Raw genomic sequence first — 15,994 nt, forward strand, 5'->3', positions numbered from 1 at the left:
CAACTTCCACGGTATCAACCGCAGGATCAAAAAAGAAATAAGCATTTGTAATAAATACACCGAGCCGCTGACAGTAAAACTATCAGCGGCTTTTTAATTTGATCTTTGTTAAGATTCAAACTTGTTTTAAAAAATTTCCTGTGCTCTTTTAACGGTGGTCGCGAGATCTATACCTTTACCTAAAACACCGGTAAACAAGTCACCCGTTTCTTTTAGGCGGTCAATAGCGTTGTGGATCGTAAAATCACGCATTGTCAATCCTGGCCGGACCTCATCCCATGTCACAGGCATAGACACTGTGGCGCCTGGTTTAGGTCGTAGACTATAAACGCCTGCTATTGTAGCACCAGGACGGTTCTGTAAAAAGTCAAGATACATTTTGCCCTTTCGGTTGGAAATCATTCTTTCGAGGGTGGTGAAATCAGGAATTTGCTTTTGTACAAGTTTGACAATGATATTGGCAAATAGCTGGCTTTGGTCGTAAGTATATTGAGCGCCGAGCGGTATGTAAATGTGCATACCTGTAGAACCCGATGTTTTAGGATAGCTCGGAACATCAATGGCATCTAAAACCTTTTTTACCTCCAATGCTGCCTGTATAACCTGGTCAAAATGCTGTTTATCGGGATCAAGGTCAATAATGCAATAATCAGGATTATCCGGCGATTGAACTCTGCTAAACCACGGGTTCATTTCAATACATCCTAAAGAAGCCATCCATAGCAAGGTTGCTTCGTTGTTGCCGAGCAAATAATCTTTATCAACTCCTTCGCCATTAGTATGCGGCATGGTTTCAGCCCATTCCGGTGCCTTATCCTTTACATTTTTTTGGTAAAAACTTTCGCCATGTATGCCGCCTGGAAAACGGTTGAGAGACATTGGCCTGTCTTTCAGGTAAGGCACCATGAAAGGCGCTACCTGATGATAATAATTAAACATATCCCTTTTTGTGACTTTATCCTCCGGCCAGTAGAATTTATTAAGATGCGTCAGCTTTAGGAGGTGACCTTCAACTTTTACTTCTTCCGTTTCCTTTTTGGAAGTGATCAAAAGCTTTGCGGGAGTTTTGGTTGATTGAGGTTTTGTTGCCTTTCTTACCAAAGGGACTGCCTTTTGTTCTTCAACTTCTTTAATATCTGCCTGTAAATTAATCTGGTCAACTACTTCATCAGTGTCGGCTTCAATTTCCATCACCACATCTTTCGGTTTTTTATCACTGCGCATACCTTTAAATGATGCCTGGCGAACCTTACCATAGCTCGTTATTTCTGCAAATTCCACCTCACAAACCAGTTCAGGTTTTAACCAGGTTGCTTTAGCGCCTAATCTTCTTGGGCGGAATTGCGACGGCTCATCTACATCGGGTTCAACATCAAAAGGGCTTTCGTTGGTGATTAATGGCTTAAACTGCGCCATCATTTCCTTTTGTTTGGTATCGTTAAAGCCTGTGCCAACTTTGCCTATATAACGAAGCACACCTTTCCCATCATAAACGCCGATAGCAAGCGCACTAAAATATTTACCCGTTCCTTCGTTTTTAGTAAATCCAGCAATAACTACTTCCTGTCTGCGCTTGGCCTTGATCTTCAGCCATTCACGAGAACGGGCATCAGAGGTATATAAACTGTCCGACCGCTTCGCAATGATGCCTTCCAGTTTCATTTTTTTGGCAGACTCAAAAAACTCTATACCGTTTACCTCAAATGCCTGGCTTATGCGGATCAATTCATCATCAGGCGGCAAAACGGCTTTCAATATTTCACGTCGTTGATATAGCGGCAAGTCTATTAGGAGATTTCCATCATACCAAAGAATATCAAAAACGAAATAAGCCAGCTTAGCATTTTTAGAATTACGCCAATTTTGTAAAGCGCCAAAGTTGGCATTCCCCTGTTCATTCAGCGCGACAATTTCGCCGTCTAACACCGCATTCAACTTCCATTTTTCCAACAAGTCATTAATCGGGCTGAATTGATCAAACGGGAGATTACTTCGGGAAAATAAATTAGCTTTTCCCTTGTCCACGATCGCAACGGCACGATAACCATCCCATTTGATTTCATATATCCAACCAGGGTTATCGAATGGAGCATCTACCAAAGTAGCCTTCATTGGTTTTATTTCTGTAGGAATTTTTGATTTGGGTGCATTTTTTAGCAGCGTATCGAGATCTGCTGAAGGACGACTATTTTTTGTGCTGCCTGTTTCGGCTTCTTTGATTTTCGTTTCGAGCGAATCAGCTTTTTTAGTTAAAAGTTTACTTTCCGGCAAATCTTCGGCCAGTTCAATCCATACAGGTGCGTGATCACTTGCACCTTTCCAGCCACGAACTTCTTTGTCAACTTCGGCAGCCGCCAGCCGTCGGGCAATTTTCGGATTTAAAAGGAAATGGTCAAGCCTCAAACCAGCGTTCCTGCCGTAGGCATCACGCAAGTAATCCCAAAAAGTATAAATTCGCTCATTAGGGTAAAGTGTTCGTATCGCATCTGTCCAACCCTGATCTACCAGGTCTTTGTAAGCCTTGCGGCTTTCAGGACGGAATAACGCATTTTCTAAATATTTTTCAGGTTTATACGTGTCTAACTCGGTTGGCATTACATTGTAATCACCAATTAAAATAACAGGCAAATCGCGGTTTACTAAATCCCTGGCATGTTCTGCTAATCGTTCAAACCAGCGTAATTTATAATCAAATTTTGGCCCAGGATAAGGGTTGCCATTTGGAAGATAAATGCAACCTATAACGATTCCATTGATAAAGGCTTCAATATAACGGCTGTGCGTAAACTCTTCATCCTCGCCAGGTAGATCATTTCTTAATTCTCTTATTTCTGTTTTGGATAATATGGCCACACCGTTCCAGCTTTTCTGACCGTGCCATATCGCCTGATAACCGGCCTTGTTGATTGCATTTTCAGGGAACTTATGGTTTTCTGATTTCAATTCCTGCAAGCATACAATATCGGGCTGCGCTTCTTTTAACCAGCGCAGCAAAATCTCCAAACGGCCATTAATTCCGTTAATATTGTAAGTTGCAATCTTCATAAGCCAAAGACAACAAAGCCCCTTGCGGGGCTTCTATTAAAAGTTTGTTTCGGCTTATTTCTTTCCTGTTAGTTTGTTTTCAACAGCAGTGCGCTGATTTGATCCGGCTGATTTTTTTGCAGCTTCTACTTTTTTTGCTGTAGTACCTTCCTTTTTAGCTTCATAAGCTAATTCGTGTGGTTGATCCGAAACGGAATGCCTTTCCACTTTTGTTCCTCTTGTTGCCATAGTTTTAGTTATTAGTAGATGATTTTTAACTATAACAATAAACGACACATTGGGTTTTATGAGAAATCGACCTGTGTGATTATATACTGAAAACAACGTCAACAGCAATGTCAATTTTTAGGAAAATGCTTATACATCACCAATTCCTGCTTTCAATTGGTTCAATAAATTTTGAAAACCCCGGCCATCTTTAATCGACTTACCTGATGCCCAACCGGAATAAGGGAAATATTTTACTACGGAATCTTTAAAAATGAAGTTGATTTCATTATTGCTTATAACCTGAACTTTAAAGCCCATTTCTGTTAACGTTTTGATTGCAACTTTAGTCCGTTCCGGTTCCAATAAGGCCTGTCTTTCGGCGTCCAAACGATCTGATTTATATTTACCTTGCTTATCAAGGAATGTGTTGAACTCTAATAAGGTCGAATTAACGTATGATAATTTTTCGTCAAAACTGTCACTTTCAGGTTTTTTTTGAACTGCGTAAAATTCCTCTATGATATTTTGATGGCGGCCATCGGGAATATTAAATATAAAAAAGCCCTCCATGTGAGCGCTTAATTGCCTTTTCAAGTCTGCTAAATCTGAAAATTTATAACCCATGATAAAATCTATAGTGTAAATATAATGATCTGAAATTTAGATCTTATTTCATTTCGTTTTATTGAGATTGTGAAATAGCGTTAATTGTTCGTTGATAAGTAGCATGTCTTCCTCTGGAAAGTCCGTATTCATTAATTGTGCAAATCTGCCCGAATTTTCCTTTTTGATATAGCCCCGAAACAGTCCGTCAATAGACACCATATAACAAGGCCCTTTTTCCCCTGGGATCTTTTTTATGTCAAATTGCATTTCAACCGCCTTGTTCGAAATCACACAATTAATTTTAAATCTTTCCATATAGTTAATCGATAACAGGGTTAATGTGAATAGGAAGTTTGGCGAACTTTAACACTTCAATACTGGCAAAGCCATATTCTTCAACAACTTTTCCGTAAATCAGGTAGCAGCCGGCACCGGTAAATGGATATTCTTTCGTTGTGTTTGGGAAATGCACGGTGTCAAAGAAGTTGCCTTCTACGTCCAGAAATGAACCGAACCACATCAATTTTCCCGTTTTCGTTTGTACAGTTTTTTCACAGACATACCAGCCTACCATTTTTACCAACTGGCCTAAATGGTTAATCAGATCGTTAGCATATATCTCACCGCGATAATCAGTTTGTAGCAAATCAAAACTGGTTATGGTAACCGGAAAACCTAAAAGTTCCAGCTCGTGATAGGTGTCTTCCAAAGCCGTATTGACTAACACAGGCAGGCTGTAGTTTTTTGCCTCTATTGCAAATAACTCTACATCATTAGTCACTTTAACTTTAGCCCCCATAAGCAAATGCACTTCCCAAAGCAATGCCTTTTTACTTTTACCTGTAAAACGTAGGGCGCCCACCCTGATTAATATAATAGCTTGCTCCAAGCCAACACCTGTCCGTTTTATTAAATCTTCCAAGTTTTGGTACAATCCGTTTTCCCGTCTTTCTTCGGGAATTAAATTGATGTATTTCTCGTTTAGTCCATGTACACCAACAAAGCCTAAGTAAACATCTATACCATTGATATTAACTATGCTGTCACTGTTATTAACGCATGGCAGGTGTATTGTGGCACCCGCTTTTTTAAGTTCATGCAAGTAGAGGTATCGAGCGTAAAAACCGCCATAATTATTGAGGACGGCCACCATAAATTCCCGTGGATAATATGTTTTTAAAAACAAACTCTGATAGCTTTCTACCGCAAAACTGGCCGAGTGTGCTTTACTGAAACTGTAGCCTGCAAAGGATGATACCTGCCTCCAAACTTCGGCTACTACGTCGTCAGGCCGGGCCAATTTTTTTGCTTCTTCAAAAAAACGTTCGACGAGACGCTCGAACTCTTTTTTTGAACGATACTTTCCGCTCATTCCCCGCCTTAAAATATCAGCATCTGTACCGTCCATACCCGCGAAGTGAATACATATTTTAATCACATCTTCCTGATAAACCATTACCCCGTATGTTTCCTCCAATTGTTCTTTCATTACAGGATGGAGATAATTTACCGTATCAGGTGCATGATGGTATTTTATGTAAGTGCCCATCATGCCTGAACTGGCCACCCCAGGACGGATGATAGAACTGGCGGCGACTAATGTGAGATAATTATCACAATTCAATTTTCGTATTAACTGCCGCATGGCCGGAGATTCAATATAAAAGCAACCAATTGTATCACCTGTTTTAAGCTGCGCGTTAACTTTCGGGTCTTTCATAAACACCTTGACTTGGTGTATATCGATCTTACGCTGCTGATTTTGTTCAATCAGCTTAACCGCCATTTTAATATGACCGATACCCCGCTGACTTAGGATATCGTACTTGTCAAAGCCAATCTTTTCCGCTTCATACATATCCCATTGAACTGTAGGCATCCCTTTTGGCGGCATATCAAGCGCCGTATAATAGGTAATAGGTTCTTCAGTAATCAATACGCCGCCTGCGTGAATGGAGCGCTGATTTGGCATATTTGACATGCGCTCGTAAATAGCGGTAATCTTTTTGAACGTTGGATTATTTCGGTTTTCAGCCGCTCTGCGTGAATCAGTAAAACTGTCTATTTCCGATTTCGGTAAACCCATGACTTTGCCGATCTCCCGGATAATACTTCGGTCTTTGAAGGTTGACATGGTGCCAAGTAAAGCGGTATGATGGCTCCCATAGCGTTTGAAAATGTAATCCTGTACGTCTTCCCGTTCATCCCAGGAATAATCTATATCAAAATCCGGCGGCGAGGTTCGCTGTGCGTTCAGAAAGCGTTCAAAATACAGGTTAAGTTCAATCGGGTCAACATCGGTTATTTTGAGACAATAAGCGACTATACTATTAGCGCCCGATCCTCTTCCAACGTGATAGTATCCCCGAGAGGATGAATAACGGATAATATCGTATGTAATTAAAAAATAGGCGCAAAAATCCAGTTCGTAAATTACCTTCAGTTCATGCTTAACTTTTTTAAGCGCTTCTTTATTGCTTTTTCCGTAACGATATTCCAAACCGCTCATCGCTAATTTTTCCAGCAATTCTTTATCATTCTTCTTATTACCGGTAAATGTGCGGCGGTTCAGGTTTATCCTGCCCTTCGGATAATCCATCGTGCAACGGTTCATCAGGTTACGGGTATTATCCAGTATAAAAGCATAGCGTGAATATCTTGCTTCCATTTGGCCAGGGGGCAAAAACATATCAGTTGGTGTGCATTTATCTTCCGGCTTTACCATCGTCAATACCAGATTCAAATCAATGCTGCGCAAATATTCATGAAGGCGGTATTCAATTTTGTCCAAAACAAATACTGGCTGTAAAGCAACCAGTTTATCTTTCAGCACAGTCAAATCTTTACCGTAAAGCTTATTTAATTCATCAAACCGAATGCCCAGGTATTCATTTTGCTTTAGGTCTTCGGTGTAACGATAAGGATAAATAACAAAAGCATTTTTGAAAGCAGGGGCACTATCGGGTAATGGCTTCTTTTCCAGGTTGTGTTCACTTAAAAATTCATTAAGTTCACGCATGCCCTCTTTATTTTGAGCAATTCCAATGTATAGCAGGTGTTTATCCCGGCGAAATTCTATCCCTGCAATTGGCTTTATTCCGATTTCATCACATTCACGCATAAATTCCATGACACCTGTGGAATTATTGATATCCGTTAAGACCATTTGGGTAATTCCGCGTGCTGCTGCTTCCTCGACCAAGTTGGGAATTGACATGGTACCATAGCGAAGGCTGTATTGTGAGTGAACGTTCAAATACATGACCTACAAGTTTAAATCTATACCAGAGGCTAACTTAATTGAACCCGGCCCAAAGCGTCGGCGTATCTTATCCATCGCCTGGCAAAGGCTATATTGTTCTTCGGATTCCGAATAAAGATCGATCTGCTCAAAGCCGCTAACCAGATTAGATAGTCGAACGCCGACTAACCGAATTAAAAGGCGTTTTTGATAAAGTTGCTTAAACAGTTCTTTGGTTTTAGCGATTAAAACTCCGTCAAGTGCTGTATAGGGTATTCTTGCCTGCTTGGTTACCGTCTCGAATGTTGAATAACGCACGGTAACAGTAATGCAAGCTGACTGCTTTTTACTTTGCCTTAACTCAAAAGCGAGATCCATTACCATTGAGGTAAGCAGGTGATTAATGGTTTCAACGTCAATACTGTCCTGATTAAATGTAGATTGTGTACCTATCGTTTTTGCTTCATGGTAAGGGATAACAGGAGAATCGTCAATGCCTTTAGCTTTTTGTAAAAGCCAAATACCATTTTTCCCTAAAATGCTCGTCATATATTCCGGGTGTACCTGCGCCAGTGTATGGATACGCTTGATACCCATGTCACTTAATTTGATAAAGGTCTTTTCGCCTAAGCCGGGAATTTTTCTAATCGATAACGGATTTAAGAACGGCTGTACCCCAGGCTGAGCCACGCTGAGTTCACCATTGGGTTTACACTCGTTAGTAGCCATTTTAGAAACCGTTTTGTTGACGGACAAACCAAAAGATATAGGCAAACCTGTTTCTCTGATGACTTTAGCCCTAATCTCCTTCGCGCATTTGAGCGTTCCGTAATGCTTATCCATGCCGCTCATGTCGATATAATGCTCATCTATACTTGCCTTTTCAAGTACAGGAACCATTTCCTGAATGATGTCAGTAATTTCGTGTGAGGCTTTGGTATATTCGTCCATGTTGCCCCTTATCCAAATACCATGCGGACAAAGGCGTTTTGCTAATCTCGCAGGCATAGCGGAGTGTACCCCGAACTTCCGTGCTTCATAACTGCATGATGCCACTACGCCACGGTCTGAAAGACTGCCAATGATTACCGGCCTGCCTACCAAACGAGGGTCTTTTCTAACCTCGACAGATACAAAAAATGCATCCTGATCCATGTGAATTATTTGGCGGTCGGCGTTCATGTTAGTCTGTTGCTATTACATTCAATTTAAATAAAATTTAATATTTCAGTCGGCAAGTTCACGGCGTATAGATCACGGCCACAAAACCGGTATGAGAATCTCTACAAAACTAATGCTAAAAATATTAGTATTTTAAATCTTTTTTCTATTAATTTTGCTTATCAGTTTTTGCTACGAATAAAAGATTGATAGTAAATAGGTTAATAAGAAGAAATTTATGATTTGGACATTTATTCAGGGTTCAGATTTAGTTTCTTAATTCACACAAAACTTATAATTTTATACAAAATGAGGGAAGTTGAAGCACCATTTGAGATTCAATATAAGGGCGGCGTCTCGAAAGTGACGGAAGCCGAAATAAAGAGCAGGAGGATATTTTATATTCAGTTTTCCGATAACAGGAAAGTTTTAACTGTAACGGTTGGCAAAGGGCTTGGAGACGAAAAGTTTTGGACGTCAATTCCCGAAGGCCGTCAGGAAGAGGCAGAAGAAGTTGGCAAGCTAATTGCCGCATTTATCAGGAATAAAAAAAATTAAGCTTATGTGTTATTACAATGGACAACGTGTTACCAGAGCAGAGTATATTGAATTAAAGGGTTTGGCAAAGCCGGTAAGAAATTACCCTTTTTTAAATGTCGGTGTACACAACGGTTTTAACTATGCACCATGTGCAATATTGGTACCATCAGAAGACGGTAAAGATTTTGATATTGTGCAGGCAGAATGGGGGTATGTTCCTGGCTTTGTGAAGACAAGATCCGAAGCGAATATATTTCGTGCAAAATACACTACGCTCAATTTCAAATCTGAAAACCTCTTTACTAAAGAGGATGGCAAAAGGTCAATGTGGGCCGATGCTGCCAAAAATCGTCGGTGTCTTGTTTTGTCAACTGGAATAGTCGAATCGCGCCACATTCCTAAGATTGGCAAAAAGGGTCAGGAACTAAAAGAGATGATTAAATACCCATATCAGGTAGGTCTTAAAGAACAAGAATATTTTTATTTGCCAGGTTTATATAACGAGTGGCTTGACCCTGAAACGGGGCAGTTTGTGAATACAGTTGCCTTTGGAATAACTGATTCCAATAACGTAATGTCGCAGATACATAATTCTAAAAAAAGAATGCCCTCAATCTTAACAGAGGATTTGGCCTGGGAATGGTTAATGGAAAAGCCGAGCGAAGAACGTCTTTCTAAAATAGCCCGAACGCAAATTCCATCAAAGTTACTGGAATTTTGTACAGTAGACCGTAATTATAGAACGGCACTCGAAGCAACACCATTACAATATCCTGAATTAGCGGCAATTGATACAACCTTTGTTGATACAGAGGAGCTGCAATTTAACCATTGGCAAGATTTACAAACGGTTAAAGCTTAATGTCCGAGGAATTACAAATCGGTGAATATTATTGGCGTCCATGTGCGGAAATAATGACTATTCCCGACGGTCGAATTTATTACATTCCTGTTTTCGACCATCTTCACGCAGATAAGCAATTTGATTTTCCCGATGAACATTATCATATAGATGGTAGGTTTGAAATGGAACCGCGAATGAAACAGCAATTTAATTGCTGGGATGGATATACGGCTGCTGTAATTGTTCCTAAAAGTTTTTCAAATTATAGCTTCCTTTCTATTGCAAAAACAAAAGTTAAATGTGAGCGGCATGATACTGGGTTACGTGTTCCAGAACATCCCACTGAAAAGCAACTACCTAAAGTTGGGAAATACAGAGATTGGTATAAATCCTATATAGGTAAAAAGTGCGAAGGTAAACTTTGCCCTCATTTTGGGACTGCAATGTTAGAAAAGAATGGCCTATTGGTTTGTCCAATGCATAATTTAACGGCAGATTTACAAACATTAGAAATTATAAATACCTAAAAAAAGGCGATGCTGTTGAGCACCGCCTTTTCATGTTTAACTAAACGTGGACTTTAGCTTTACGCGACTGCTTTTTTGCAGGAGCATCCTCCTTTTGCTGCTCGCGTTGTTTTAAGTTCCTTACCGGCTTTTGGTCGGTCTGCAGCAATTCTTCCCGTTTTATTTTCTTCATTTGATGATCGTAAAGGTCAACGGTTTTGAATTGCGGGTTAGCCGCGATAAAATATTTTTTATCGCCATCCTCACCGCCAATGGTTATCTGCTGGGCGTTACCTTTTTTTAACGAATACATCAATTCTTCCTTGGCTTTCGGGTCATCAAGTTCCTTAATACCTTTTCCGGCGATAACTTTTTCAAGATCGTAGCCATAATTTTCATGGTAATGCTTAATCTTTTTGTTACCGTTCTCGGTAAGATTTTTATCGTCAAGCGTCAACCAGGCTTGGTATTTTTGCCCTTCTAAATTGTAAAGCTGTTTGTGAACGGCACGGCCTTCCATTAGGTTAAAAGCTTCCTTAGCGGTAATGCCGCTGCCTTTATTGATAAAAAATGTCTGGTCGATATTCTTGGCAGGATCATCTTTATGGTTGATCGTTGCATCGTACTTGTTAAAGAAGTACATGTCCTGGTTATCACCGGCCTTAAAATGCAAGGTATAGTCAACCGTTTTTTGGTTGAACTCATGTTGCAACCCTAACTTAAATTCAGGCGTTTTAGCGGCCATTTCTTTATCTAATTCAGCATTTAACTTGTCTCCAAAACCCAGGTTTAGCAGGCTTTTTTTCAAAAATTCAGCATTTTGAGTGTTCATAACTTAATGATTAAAAATGAAATAAATGGTTAATTAAAGTGTGTTGGCAGCTACTAAAGTATTTCCCGGTTGCTGCTTTGGAGGGGCGATTGTTTTTAAATCGTCCAAATCCTTTTGTTTGATTTGAAGGTAAATGTGGCGGTTACCATTACGCTCGTATAATTCAATATTTAGCGCCTGATCTTCAGAAAGCGAAAAACGGTGAAAGCCAAAAATTTTTGCAATCTCCTGTTTATGGGCAATTGAAGTTTTTTTTCGCAGTGTTGTAATTAATGGCACTATCTCCTGTTCATGAGTTGCCATCCGCGCAACTGTCTTCAAATCCCTGATATAAAACCGGACAAAATCAATTTCATAAGGCAGATTGGATTTGTTGCGAATGTCCAGCCTAAAGAAAATCCGGTTACCGGCAAGGGATAGTTTATCTACCCAGGCTTTTACGCCTCCGGTTTTTTCATGATCTATCACATCTTTACGTTTTCCTTCGGCCAATTGGGTAACGACTGCGCTATAATTATAATCGGCAGTTTTAATGACCCTTACAGTCATAGGTGCTGCTCCGTCAATTTCAATACGTCTGCCGGCACGACCGTAAGAATATTCAACTGGAATATGATAGACTTTGGCAGTACTAATTTCCTGCACATTTATACGTGTAGGCTTAAAATCCGTATCAAGTGCTTTGATAGTAATCAGCGCATCTTCCTTTTGATTTACATCAAAATCGGGTGTTGATTTGCTGATAATTTTGACAGCTGATTTAAAGAATAAAGCGGTGGTTTTATCACGGCTTACATAGGCGGTATCTTGCGCGTAGGAAACTGTTCCCCAGGCACCAAGAATGAAAATAAAGAATGATTTTTTCATGGCTTATTTAGTTTAATTATCACGGTCGTTACTATCCTTTAGGAGGACTTCGTAACCGGCCTTAACTTTAACTTTGATCTGTTTTACCTTGTGGTTGAATAACCCTCTAGCGGCTTCAACGCCCGCACTGGCGGCTTGTGTGCCAACGGACTGATCCATAGACATAAGTTGCATAGACTGAACGGCATCCCCAACACCATTTTTTGCGGCATCCCTTCCGATGGAACCCGGAACATATAGGCCTTCCATACCGTCAAGATCATAGACAGCGAGCGCTACCGGCAAAATGTTATTGAGGTAACGAATACTGGCAATTTTGACTTCTAAACGCTCATTGTTCAACGAGCAAGTTCCATAAACAAAGCTGCCTTTAGGTATCATCTTGCCATTTACATAAATACCATCCAACAACCTTAATTTGATAACCGCGCCGGTTACTAACGTTTGATCTTCATGCACTACTGCCTGAATGGTATTACCTGCTGTTTCTGCCGTATTCGCAGAGCGGCGTTTTTTTGACTTGCCACCGCCATCGTACGAAGCGTAGCTAACCTGTATTTTATCCGGTGCGGAATTATCATCGTCATCATCTTTGGCTGCGGCAACAGCGTAAACCCTACCATGATTTTTTAGCGACTGATTACGTAGCCTGCTATTAGCATTGCCGGGATTTTGTATATCGTTTATTTGTTGAAGCATTTGGGTTAGCTGCTTCATTTCAGGATCGTTGCCGCCGCCGTTGCCGTTCATGGCTTTCATCATTAATTCCAGTCTTTTTACATCGGCAGTGGATTGCGGGGCTGTTGCACCGCCGCCGTAGTTTGTGGGTTCCGGCTGGCTGATCTGCTGATTAATAGCAGCAAGCTTGGCCTGAATTTTGGCTTCATTAGCATCTGCTACAGTAGGACCGCCTGTAAGATTAGCAGTTGAACGCTGCGTAGCAGAATCAATATGCCCGGCTTTTGCGGCATCCAATCCCATTGATTTTACAAAGCTTTCACTAACTCCGCTATTTGCGGAACTTGCGGAATCCGTTTTAACGGTTTGATAAACGCCCATCTTATCCTGGGCTTTTTGATCCTTAAACTGTGCCTGCGGTAATGTGGCATTCAATCCCTGTGCATTGGAATTTTCAAAGGCTGAAGCGGATTGTTTACCGCCACCCAATGCCCAAAATGCCATCGTTAAAAATGGAATGATAAGCAGTGGCATGATGACTAAAAATTTGCGCTCCTTCAGAAATTCAGGAGTATGCTGCGGCAATTGGCCGCTGTTTAATACTGCATTCATGATTTACTTTTTTTTAGTTAATGAATCTGTTAATTGACGTTTAATAAATTGGGGATCGGGAAATTCTGATGCCTGCCCGATATGGGCAGAGGTATAATTTTGTGATAATTTGGGGATCGTGTAAAAACTGCAAAATGAACTACTGACAAGTATGATTGACGTTAGTAGTCCGAATGCAATAGCAATTCGTTTCTTTTGACGAACAGTGTAAGCATTGAACCACCTGTTAAGCCAGGTTGAAAAACGATTTTGGAAGTCAATTATCTGTTTTGCCAACGAAGCGGCAACCTTGTCGCATAATTGCGCTGACGTTTTACTGTTTGATAAATTCATAGCTTTTAGTGTTGAATGGTAGTGTCCCTGTTAGCTAAAGTTTCCCAATGCAGGATTAAAAAACCATGCGGGTTATTGTCCGACCTTGCTACATTTCGCAAATAACCCTGTGTAATCAGGCTGCGGTTCGCGGTTGATGTAGAGCGGATCAGCTTTTGTGTGGCGAAGCATTTGAAATAGTAGGGATATTGGTTAATATCGAGTTGAATACTATCCACGGTAACCTGCTGGCTGATATTGCCGGAAATAAGGTTATTGTAGTAACTTTTTTCCTTTAAATCGTTGTATTGATTTTTGGCACTTTCATCAGCCAGGTATAAGGCCTTGCCAATGTTTGCATTAATGACCTTTTCATCAGGATCAAGCGTAAAAAAGTAATGGTGGAACATCCGAATATGATCACGGGCCTCAACGGGAATATTATCTTTCCGGTCGGCGGCAAAAGCCTCCAATGCTTTCCCATTAGCTAAAATGTAAATGTGACTGCCTGCGATATTCGCTGCCTGGTAACTTTTATAAAGTGCAAAACATGATATAATGGTACACGCGGCAATTAAAAAATAGCTGAATAGCTTGATGTGCTTAAAGGCTGTTTCTATGTTTTTGAGATGTGTAAACATGCTTTTTAAATTTTAGGTAAATAATTAGGCTTGCTGCGGATTGATCTTACTTGCCCGTCCGTTATTAGGGTTGCTGCCTTTGTCCTGAAAATATGGTTTTGATACAGCGCTGTCGGCCATGCTTTGGCTGGTATTGGACTTTTGATTGCCAAAAGAATCCGCAGACATACCGCTGCCTGATGCAGCCCCAACAACCGACTGGCTTGTACTGCTCACGATGCTGTTTACCTTTTGAAGCAGACCATTGCCACCGCCCGCATTTACTATGTAATTAGCTACGCTTGGTACGGTGAAATAACCGATGATGCCAATAATTAAAAAGATGAGGTAAGCGGTATCAGTTGAGCTAAAGAAAGTGTCACCCGCATTTTGAACCTGGGTAATATCGAGCTTCAGCATGTTTTCCTGAACTTTCCCGATGATCGCACCAAATATATTTGCTACCGGCAACCAAAGAAATACATTGATGTATTTTGCCAGCCACACTGTTAAGGTGTGCTGAAAACCGTCGAAGACAGCTAAGCCAAATACGATAGGCCCTAATATGGCAAGAATGATAAGGTAGAATGTGCGGATCGTATTGATACATAATGCAGCGGCTTCATAAAGCACCTGCAGCACCTCGGACATCCATTGCTTAACTGAATTGCGAAAATTATAGGAAGCTTTGGACATAGCGAACTTCACGTCATTGCCTACACTGGCAAGCATTCCTTCGCCGCTACCATCCTTATCTTCGGGATGGGTATATTTATACCATTTATCCCTGTCGCCATCACCATCAGCACCAACATACATTTGCCAAGTGTCTGTCTTTTCTACTGCCGCTTCTTTGGCTTTCAGCAAGGCTGCAATCGCGGCATCAGAACTTTGCACCATCCCGCCGGTAGCACTTACAGTAGGCGACATAATTCCATTGATGATAGCAATAACTGTGGGGAACAAAAGAATAGCTAAGCCTAAAGCGAATGGCCGCATCAGCGGGTAAAAATCTATAGGTTCAGCGCTGGCTATTTGTCGCCATACGCGACTGCCGATATACCATAAGGCACCAAATCCTGCTATTGCACGACCAACACCGATGAGTTGGCTGCACATGGGAAGCATATCGTTATAAACGCCATTTAAAGTTCCCTGCAAGCCCTGAATATCAGTAGCAAGGCCGTCTGCTTTGGAAAATAAAGGAAAAGCTATCCCCGTTACCGCAAAAATTGCGGTTAAATAAATCTTCTTTTTCATAAAATTGGGATTAGTTATTTATACCATAGAGCTGTTTCAGCGTTCGGGTATCGCCTGCATCTTTGGTGCGCTGGATATTCAGCAAAACGCCCTGCCGGTTGAAGTGCCGGAGAAATTGCAGCTTATCTGAACTGCTGGCGTAGATGCGATCAATTGCCCGCATTCGTTCATCATCGGACATACGCAGTTTACCAGCGGTTAGTACATTCGTCAGATCGTCGAGGTTTTGCAGGCTTTGATTAACCAACTGGGTATATACGCTATTCATGTAGTTCAACTCCCCAGCACTAAATGAGCCGCTTTGCTGAAATCGCTTATAGGCGCTTTTATACTCGCTAACCAAACTTACCTGCTGGGTAATTATATCGGCTACTCTACCATAATTTTTTACCGTTGGGTTTATGGATAGTAACCCATTTAGGTAAACACTATGCAGGTCAAAATTACCCTTGGAAAGTTGGGATATGCTGCCATAGCCTTGCTGATAGATCTGGTAACCCATTTTCATGTCGCTTAAAATGCCCTTCAATTGGGTTAGCTTTTCAATATCTAAAATCAATTGCTGCATTTCCTGAACCTGCGCGCTGGCAATCTTTGCCGTACCCAGGCAAAAGAAAAATACCAGTATAATTACGATCTGCTTGATTTGCTTTTTCATAA

The 15,994-nt window shown here is 40.9% G+C and carries 16 protein-coding genes; 3 read left to right on the forward strand and 13 right to left on the reverse strand.

Features of this window, described 5'->3' with window-relative positions; all coding sequences use genetic code 11:
* Positions 1 to 126: 126 nt before the first annotated feature.
* From ligD to dinB, 6 genes are all read right to left on the reverse strand, one after another.
* Positions 127 to 3,045 carry a DNA ligase D gene (gene ligD / locus AC59GT_RS06250; RefSeq protein WP_497236820.1) on the reverse strand — a complete coding sequence of 973 codons (2,919 nt, stop codon included), beginning with the start codon at positions 3,043 to 3,045 and terminating at the stop codon, positions 127 to 129.
* Positions 3,046 to 3,099: 54 nt separating this feature from the next.
* Positions 3,100 to 3,273, reverse strand: a complete 174-nt coding sequence (locus AC59GT_RS06255; protein WP_497236821.1) for a hypothetical protein — start codon at positions 3,271 to 3,273, stop codon at positions 3,100 to 3,102.
* A 129-nt stretch (positions 3,274 to 3,402) separates the two neighbouring features.
* A complete protein-coding gene (locus AC59GT_RS06260; protein ID WP_497236822.1) occupies positions 3,403 to 3,879 on the reverse strand; it encodes a hypothetical protein in 477 nt (158 codons plus the stop codon).
* 48 nt (positions 3,880 to 3,927) lie between these two features.
* Positions 3,928 to 4,176, reverse strand: a complete 249-nt coding sequence (locus tag AC59GT_RS06265) for a hypothetical protein (protein ID WP_497236823.1) — start codon at positions 4,174 to 4,176, stop codon at positions 3,928 to 3,930.
* Positions 4,177 to 4,180: 4 nt separating this feature from the next.
* A complete protein-coding gene (locus AC59GT_RS06270) occupies positions 4,181 to 7,123 on the reverse strand; it encodes a DNA polymerase III subunit alpha (RefSeq protein ID WP_497236824.1) in 2,943 nt (980 codons plus the stop codon).
* A gap of 3 nt (positions 7,124 to 7,126) precedes the next feature.
* Positions 7,127 to 8,284 (reverse strand): DNA polymerase IV, encoded by a 1,158-nt coding sequence (gene dinB / locus AC59GT_RS06275; protein ID WP_497236825.1) that lies wholly within the window; start codon positions 8,282 to 8,284, stop codon positions 7,127 to 7,129.
* Positions 8,285 to 8,572: 288 nt separating this feature from the next.
* Here dinB and AC59GT_RS06280 point away from each other — a divergent pair, with 288 nt between their 5' ends.
* Genes AC59GT_RS06280 through AC59GT_RS06290 form a run of 3 tightly spaced genes read left to right on the forward strand, consistent with a single transcriptional unit; the run spans position 8,573 to position 10,174 of the window.
* Positions 8,573 to 8,821, forward strand: a complete 249-nt coding sequence (locus AC59GT_RS06280; RefSeq protein WP_497236826.1) for a hypothetical protein — start codon at positions 8,573 to 8,575, stop codon at positions 8,819 to 8,821.
* Positions 8,822 to 8,825: 4 nt separating this feature from the next.
* Positions 8,826 to 9,665: an SOS response-associated peptidase gene (locus tag AC59GT_RS06285; RefSeq protein ID WP_497236827.1), complete on the forward strand. Its 840-nt coding sequence runs from the start codon at positions 8,826 to 8,828 to the stop codon at positions 9,663 to 9,665.
* Positions 9,665 to 10,174: a Rieske (2Fe-2S) protein gene (locus AC59GT_RS06290; RefSeq protein WP_497236828.1), complete on the forward strand. Its 510-nt coding sequence runs from the start codon at positions 9,665 to 9,667 to the stop codon at positions 10,172 to 10,174. The genes AC59GT_RS06285 and AC59GT_RS06290 overlap by 1 nt, the downstream gene beginning before the upstream one ends.
* Positions 10,175 to 10,214: 40 nt before the next feature.
* On the opposite strand, the gene AC59GT_RS06295 is transcribed toward AC59GT_RS06290, so the two are convergent.
* Genes AC59GT_RS06295 through AC59GT_RS06325 form a run of 7 tightly spaced genes read right to left on the reverse strand, consistent with a single transcriptional unit; the run spans position 10,215 to position 15,992 of the window.
* A complete protein-coding gene (locus AC59GT_RS06295) occupies positions 10,215 to 10,985 on the reverse strand; it encodes a hypothetical protein (RefSeq protein ID WP_497236829.1) in 771 nt (256 codons plus the stop codon).
* 33 nt (positions 10,986 to 11,018) lie between these two features.
* Positions 11,019 to 11,852, reverse strand: a complete 834-nt coding sequence (locus tag AC59GT_RS06300) for a DUF4138 domain-containing protein (RefSeq protein ID WP_497236830.1) — start codon at positions 11,850 to 11,852, stop codon at positions 11,019 to 11,021.
* A 12-nt stretch (positions 11,853 to 11,864) separates the two neighbouring features.
* Entirely contained in the window at positions 11,865 to 13,142 is a 1,278-nt protein-coding gene (gene traM / locus AC59GT_RS06305; protein WP_497236831.1) for a conjugative transposon protein TraM, read from the reverse strand.
* Positions 13,143 to 13,145: 3 nt separating this feature from the next.
* Entirely contained in the window at positions 13,146 to 13,475 is a 330-nt protein-coding gene (locus AC59GT_RS06310; protein WP_497236832.1) for a hypothetical protein, read from the reverse strand.
* A gap of 5 nt (positions 13,476 to 13,480) precedes the next feature.
* Positions 13,481 to 14,095 carry a conjugative transposon protein TraK gene (traK, locus tag AC59GT_RS06315; protein WP_497236833.1) on the reverse strand — a complete coding sequence of 205 codons (615 nt, stop codon included), beginning with the start codon at positions 14,093 to 14,095 and terminating at the stop codon, positions 13,481 to 13,483.
* Between the two features lie 24 nt (positions 14,096 to 14,119).
* Complete coding sequence (gene traJ, locus AC59GT_RS06320; RefSeq protein ID WP_497236834.1) at positions 14,120 to 15,334, reverse strand: conjugative transposon protein TraJ; 1,215 nt, start codon at positions 15,332 to 15,334, stop codon at positions 14,120 to 14,122.
* Positions 15,335 to 15,344: 10 nt separating this feature from the next.
* Complete coding sequence (locus AC59GT_RS06325) at positions 15,345 to 15,992, reverse strand: TerB family tellurite resistance protein (RefSeq protein ID WP_497236835.1); 648 nt, start codon at positions 15,990 to 15,992, stop codon at positions 15,345 to 15,347.
* Positions 15,993 to 15,994 lie beyond the last annotated feature (2 nt).

The organism is Mucilaginibacter sp. 320_HR (assembly GCF_059691875.1).

What these genes read in the sequence shown, in the direction of transcription:
- ligD (WP_497236820.1), bottom strand. Translation starts at nt 3,045, where the DNA reads ATGAAGATTGCAACTTACAATATTAACGGAATTAATGGCCGTTTGGAG.
- AC59GT_RS06255 (WP_497236821.1), bottom strand. Translation starts at nt 3,273, where the DNA reads ATGGCAACAAGAGGAACAAAAGTGGAAAGGCATTCCGTTTCGGATCAA.
- AC59GT_RS06260 (WP_497236822.1), bottom strand. Translation starts at nt 3,879, where the DNA reads ATGGGTTATAAATTTTCAGATTTAGCAGACTTGAAAAGGCAATTAAGC.
- AC59GT_RS06265 (WP_497236823.1), bottom strand. Translation starts at nt 4,176, where the DNA reads ATGGAAAGATTTAAAATTAATTGTGTGATTTCGAACAAGGCGGTTGAA.
- AC59GT_RS06270 (WP_497236824.1), bottom strand. Translation starts at nt 7,123, where the DNA reads ATGTATTTGAACGTTCACTCACAATACAGCCTTCGCTATGGTACCATG.
- dinB (WP_497236825.1), bottom strand. Translation starts at nt 8,284, where the DNA reads ATGAACGCCGACCGCCAAATAATTCACATGGATCAGGATGCATTTTTT.
- AC59GT_RS06280 (WP_497236826.1), top strand. Translation starts at nt 8,573, where the DNA reads ATGAGGGAAGTTGAAGCACCATTTGAGATTCAATATAAGGGCGGCGTC.
- AC59GT_RS06285 (WP_497236827.1), top strand. Translation starts at nt 8,826, where the DNA reads ATGTGTTATTACAATGGACAACGTGTTACCAGAGCAGAGTATATTGAA.
- AC59GT_RS06290 (WP_497236828.1), top strand. Translation starts at nt 9,665, where the DNA reads ATGTCCGAGGAATTACAAATCGGTGAATATTATTGGCGTCCATGTGCG.
- AC59GT_RS06295 (WP_497236829.1), bottom strand. Translation starts at nt 10,985, where the DNA reads ATGAACACTCAAAATGCTGAATTTTTGAAAAAAAGCCTGCTAAACCTG.
- AC59GT_RS06300 (WP_497236830.1), bottom strand. Translation starts at nt 11,852, where the DNA reads ATGAAAAAATCATTCTTTATTTTCATTCTTGGTGCCTGGGGAACAGTT.
- traM (WP_497236831.1), bottom strand. Translation starts at nt 13,142, where the DNA reads ATGAATGCAGTATTAAACAGCGGCCAATTGCCGCAGCATACTCCTGAA.
- AC59GT_RS06310 (WP_497236832.1), bottom strand. Translation starts at nt 13,475, where the DNA reads ATGAATTTATCAAACAGTAAAACGTCAGCGCAATTATGCGACAAGGTT.
- traK (WP_497236833.1), bottom strand. Translation starts at nt 14,095, where the DNA reads ATGTTTACACATCTCAAAAACATAGAAACAGCCTTTAAGCACATCAAG.
- traJ (WP_497236834.1), bottom strand. Translation starts at nt 15,334, where the DNA reads ATGAAAAAGAAGATTTATTTAACCGCAATTTTTGCGGTAACGGGGATA.
- AC59GT_RS06325 (WP_497236835.1), bottom strand. Translation starts at nt 15,992, where the DNA reads ATGAAAAAGCAAATCAAGCAGATCGTAATTATACTGGTATTTTTCTTT.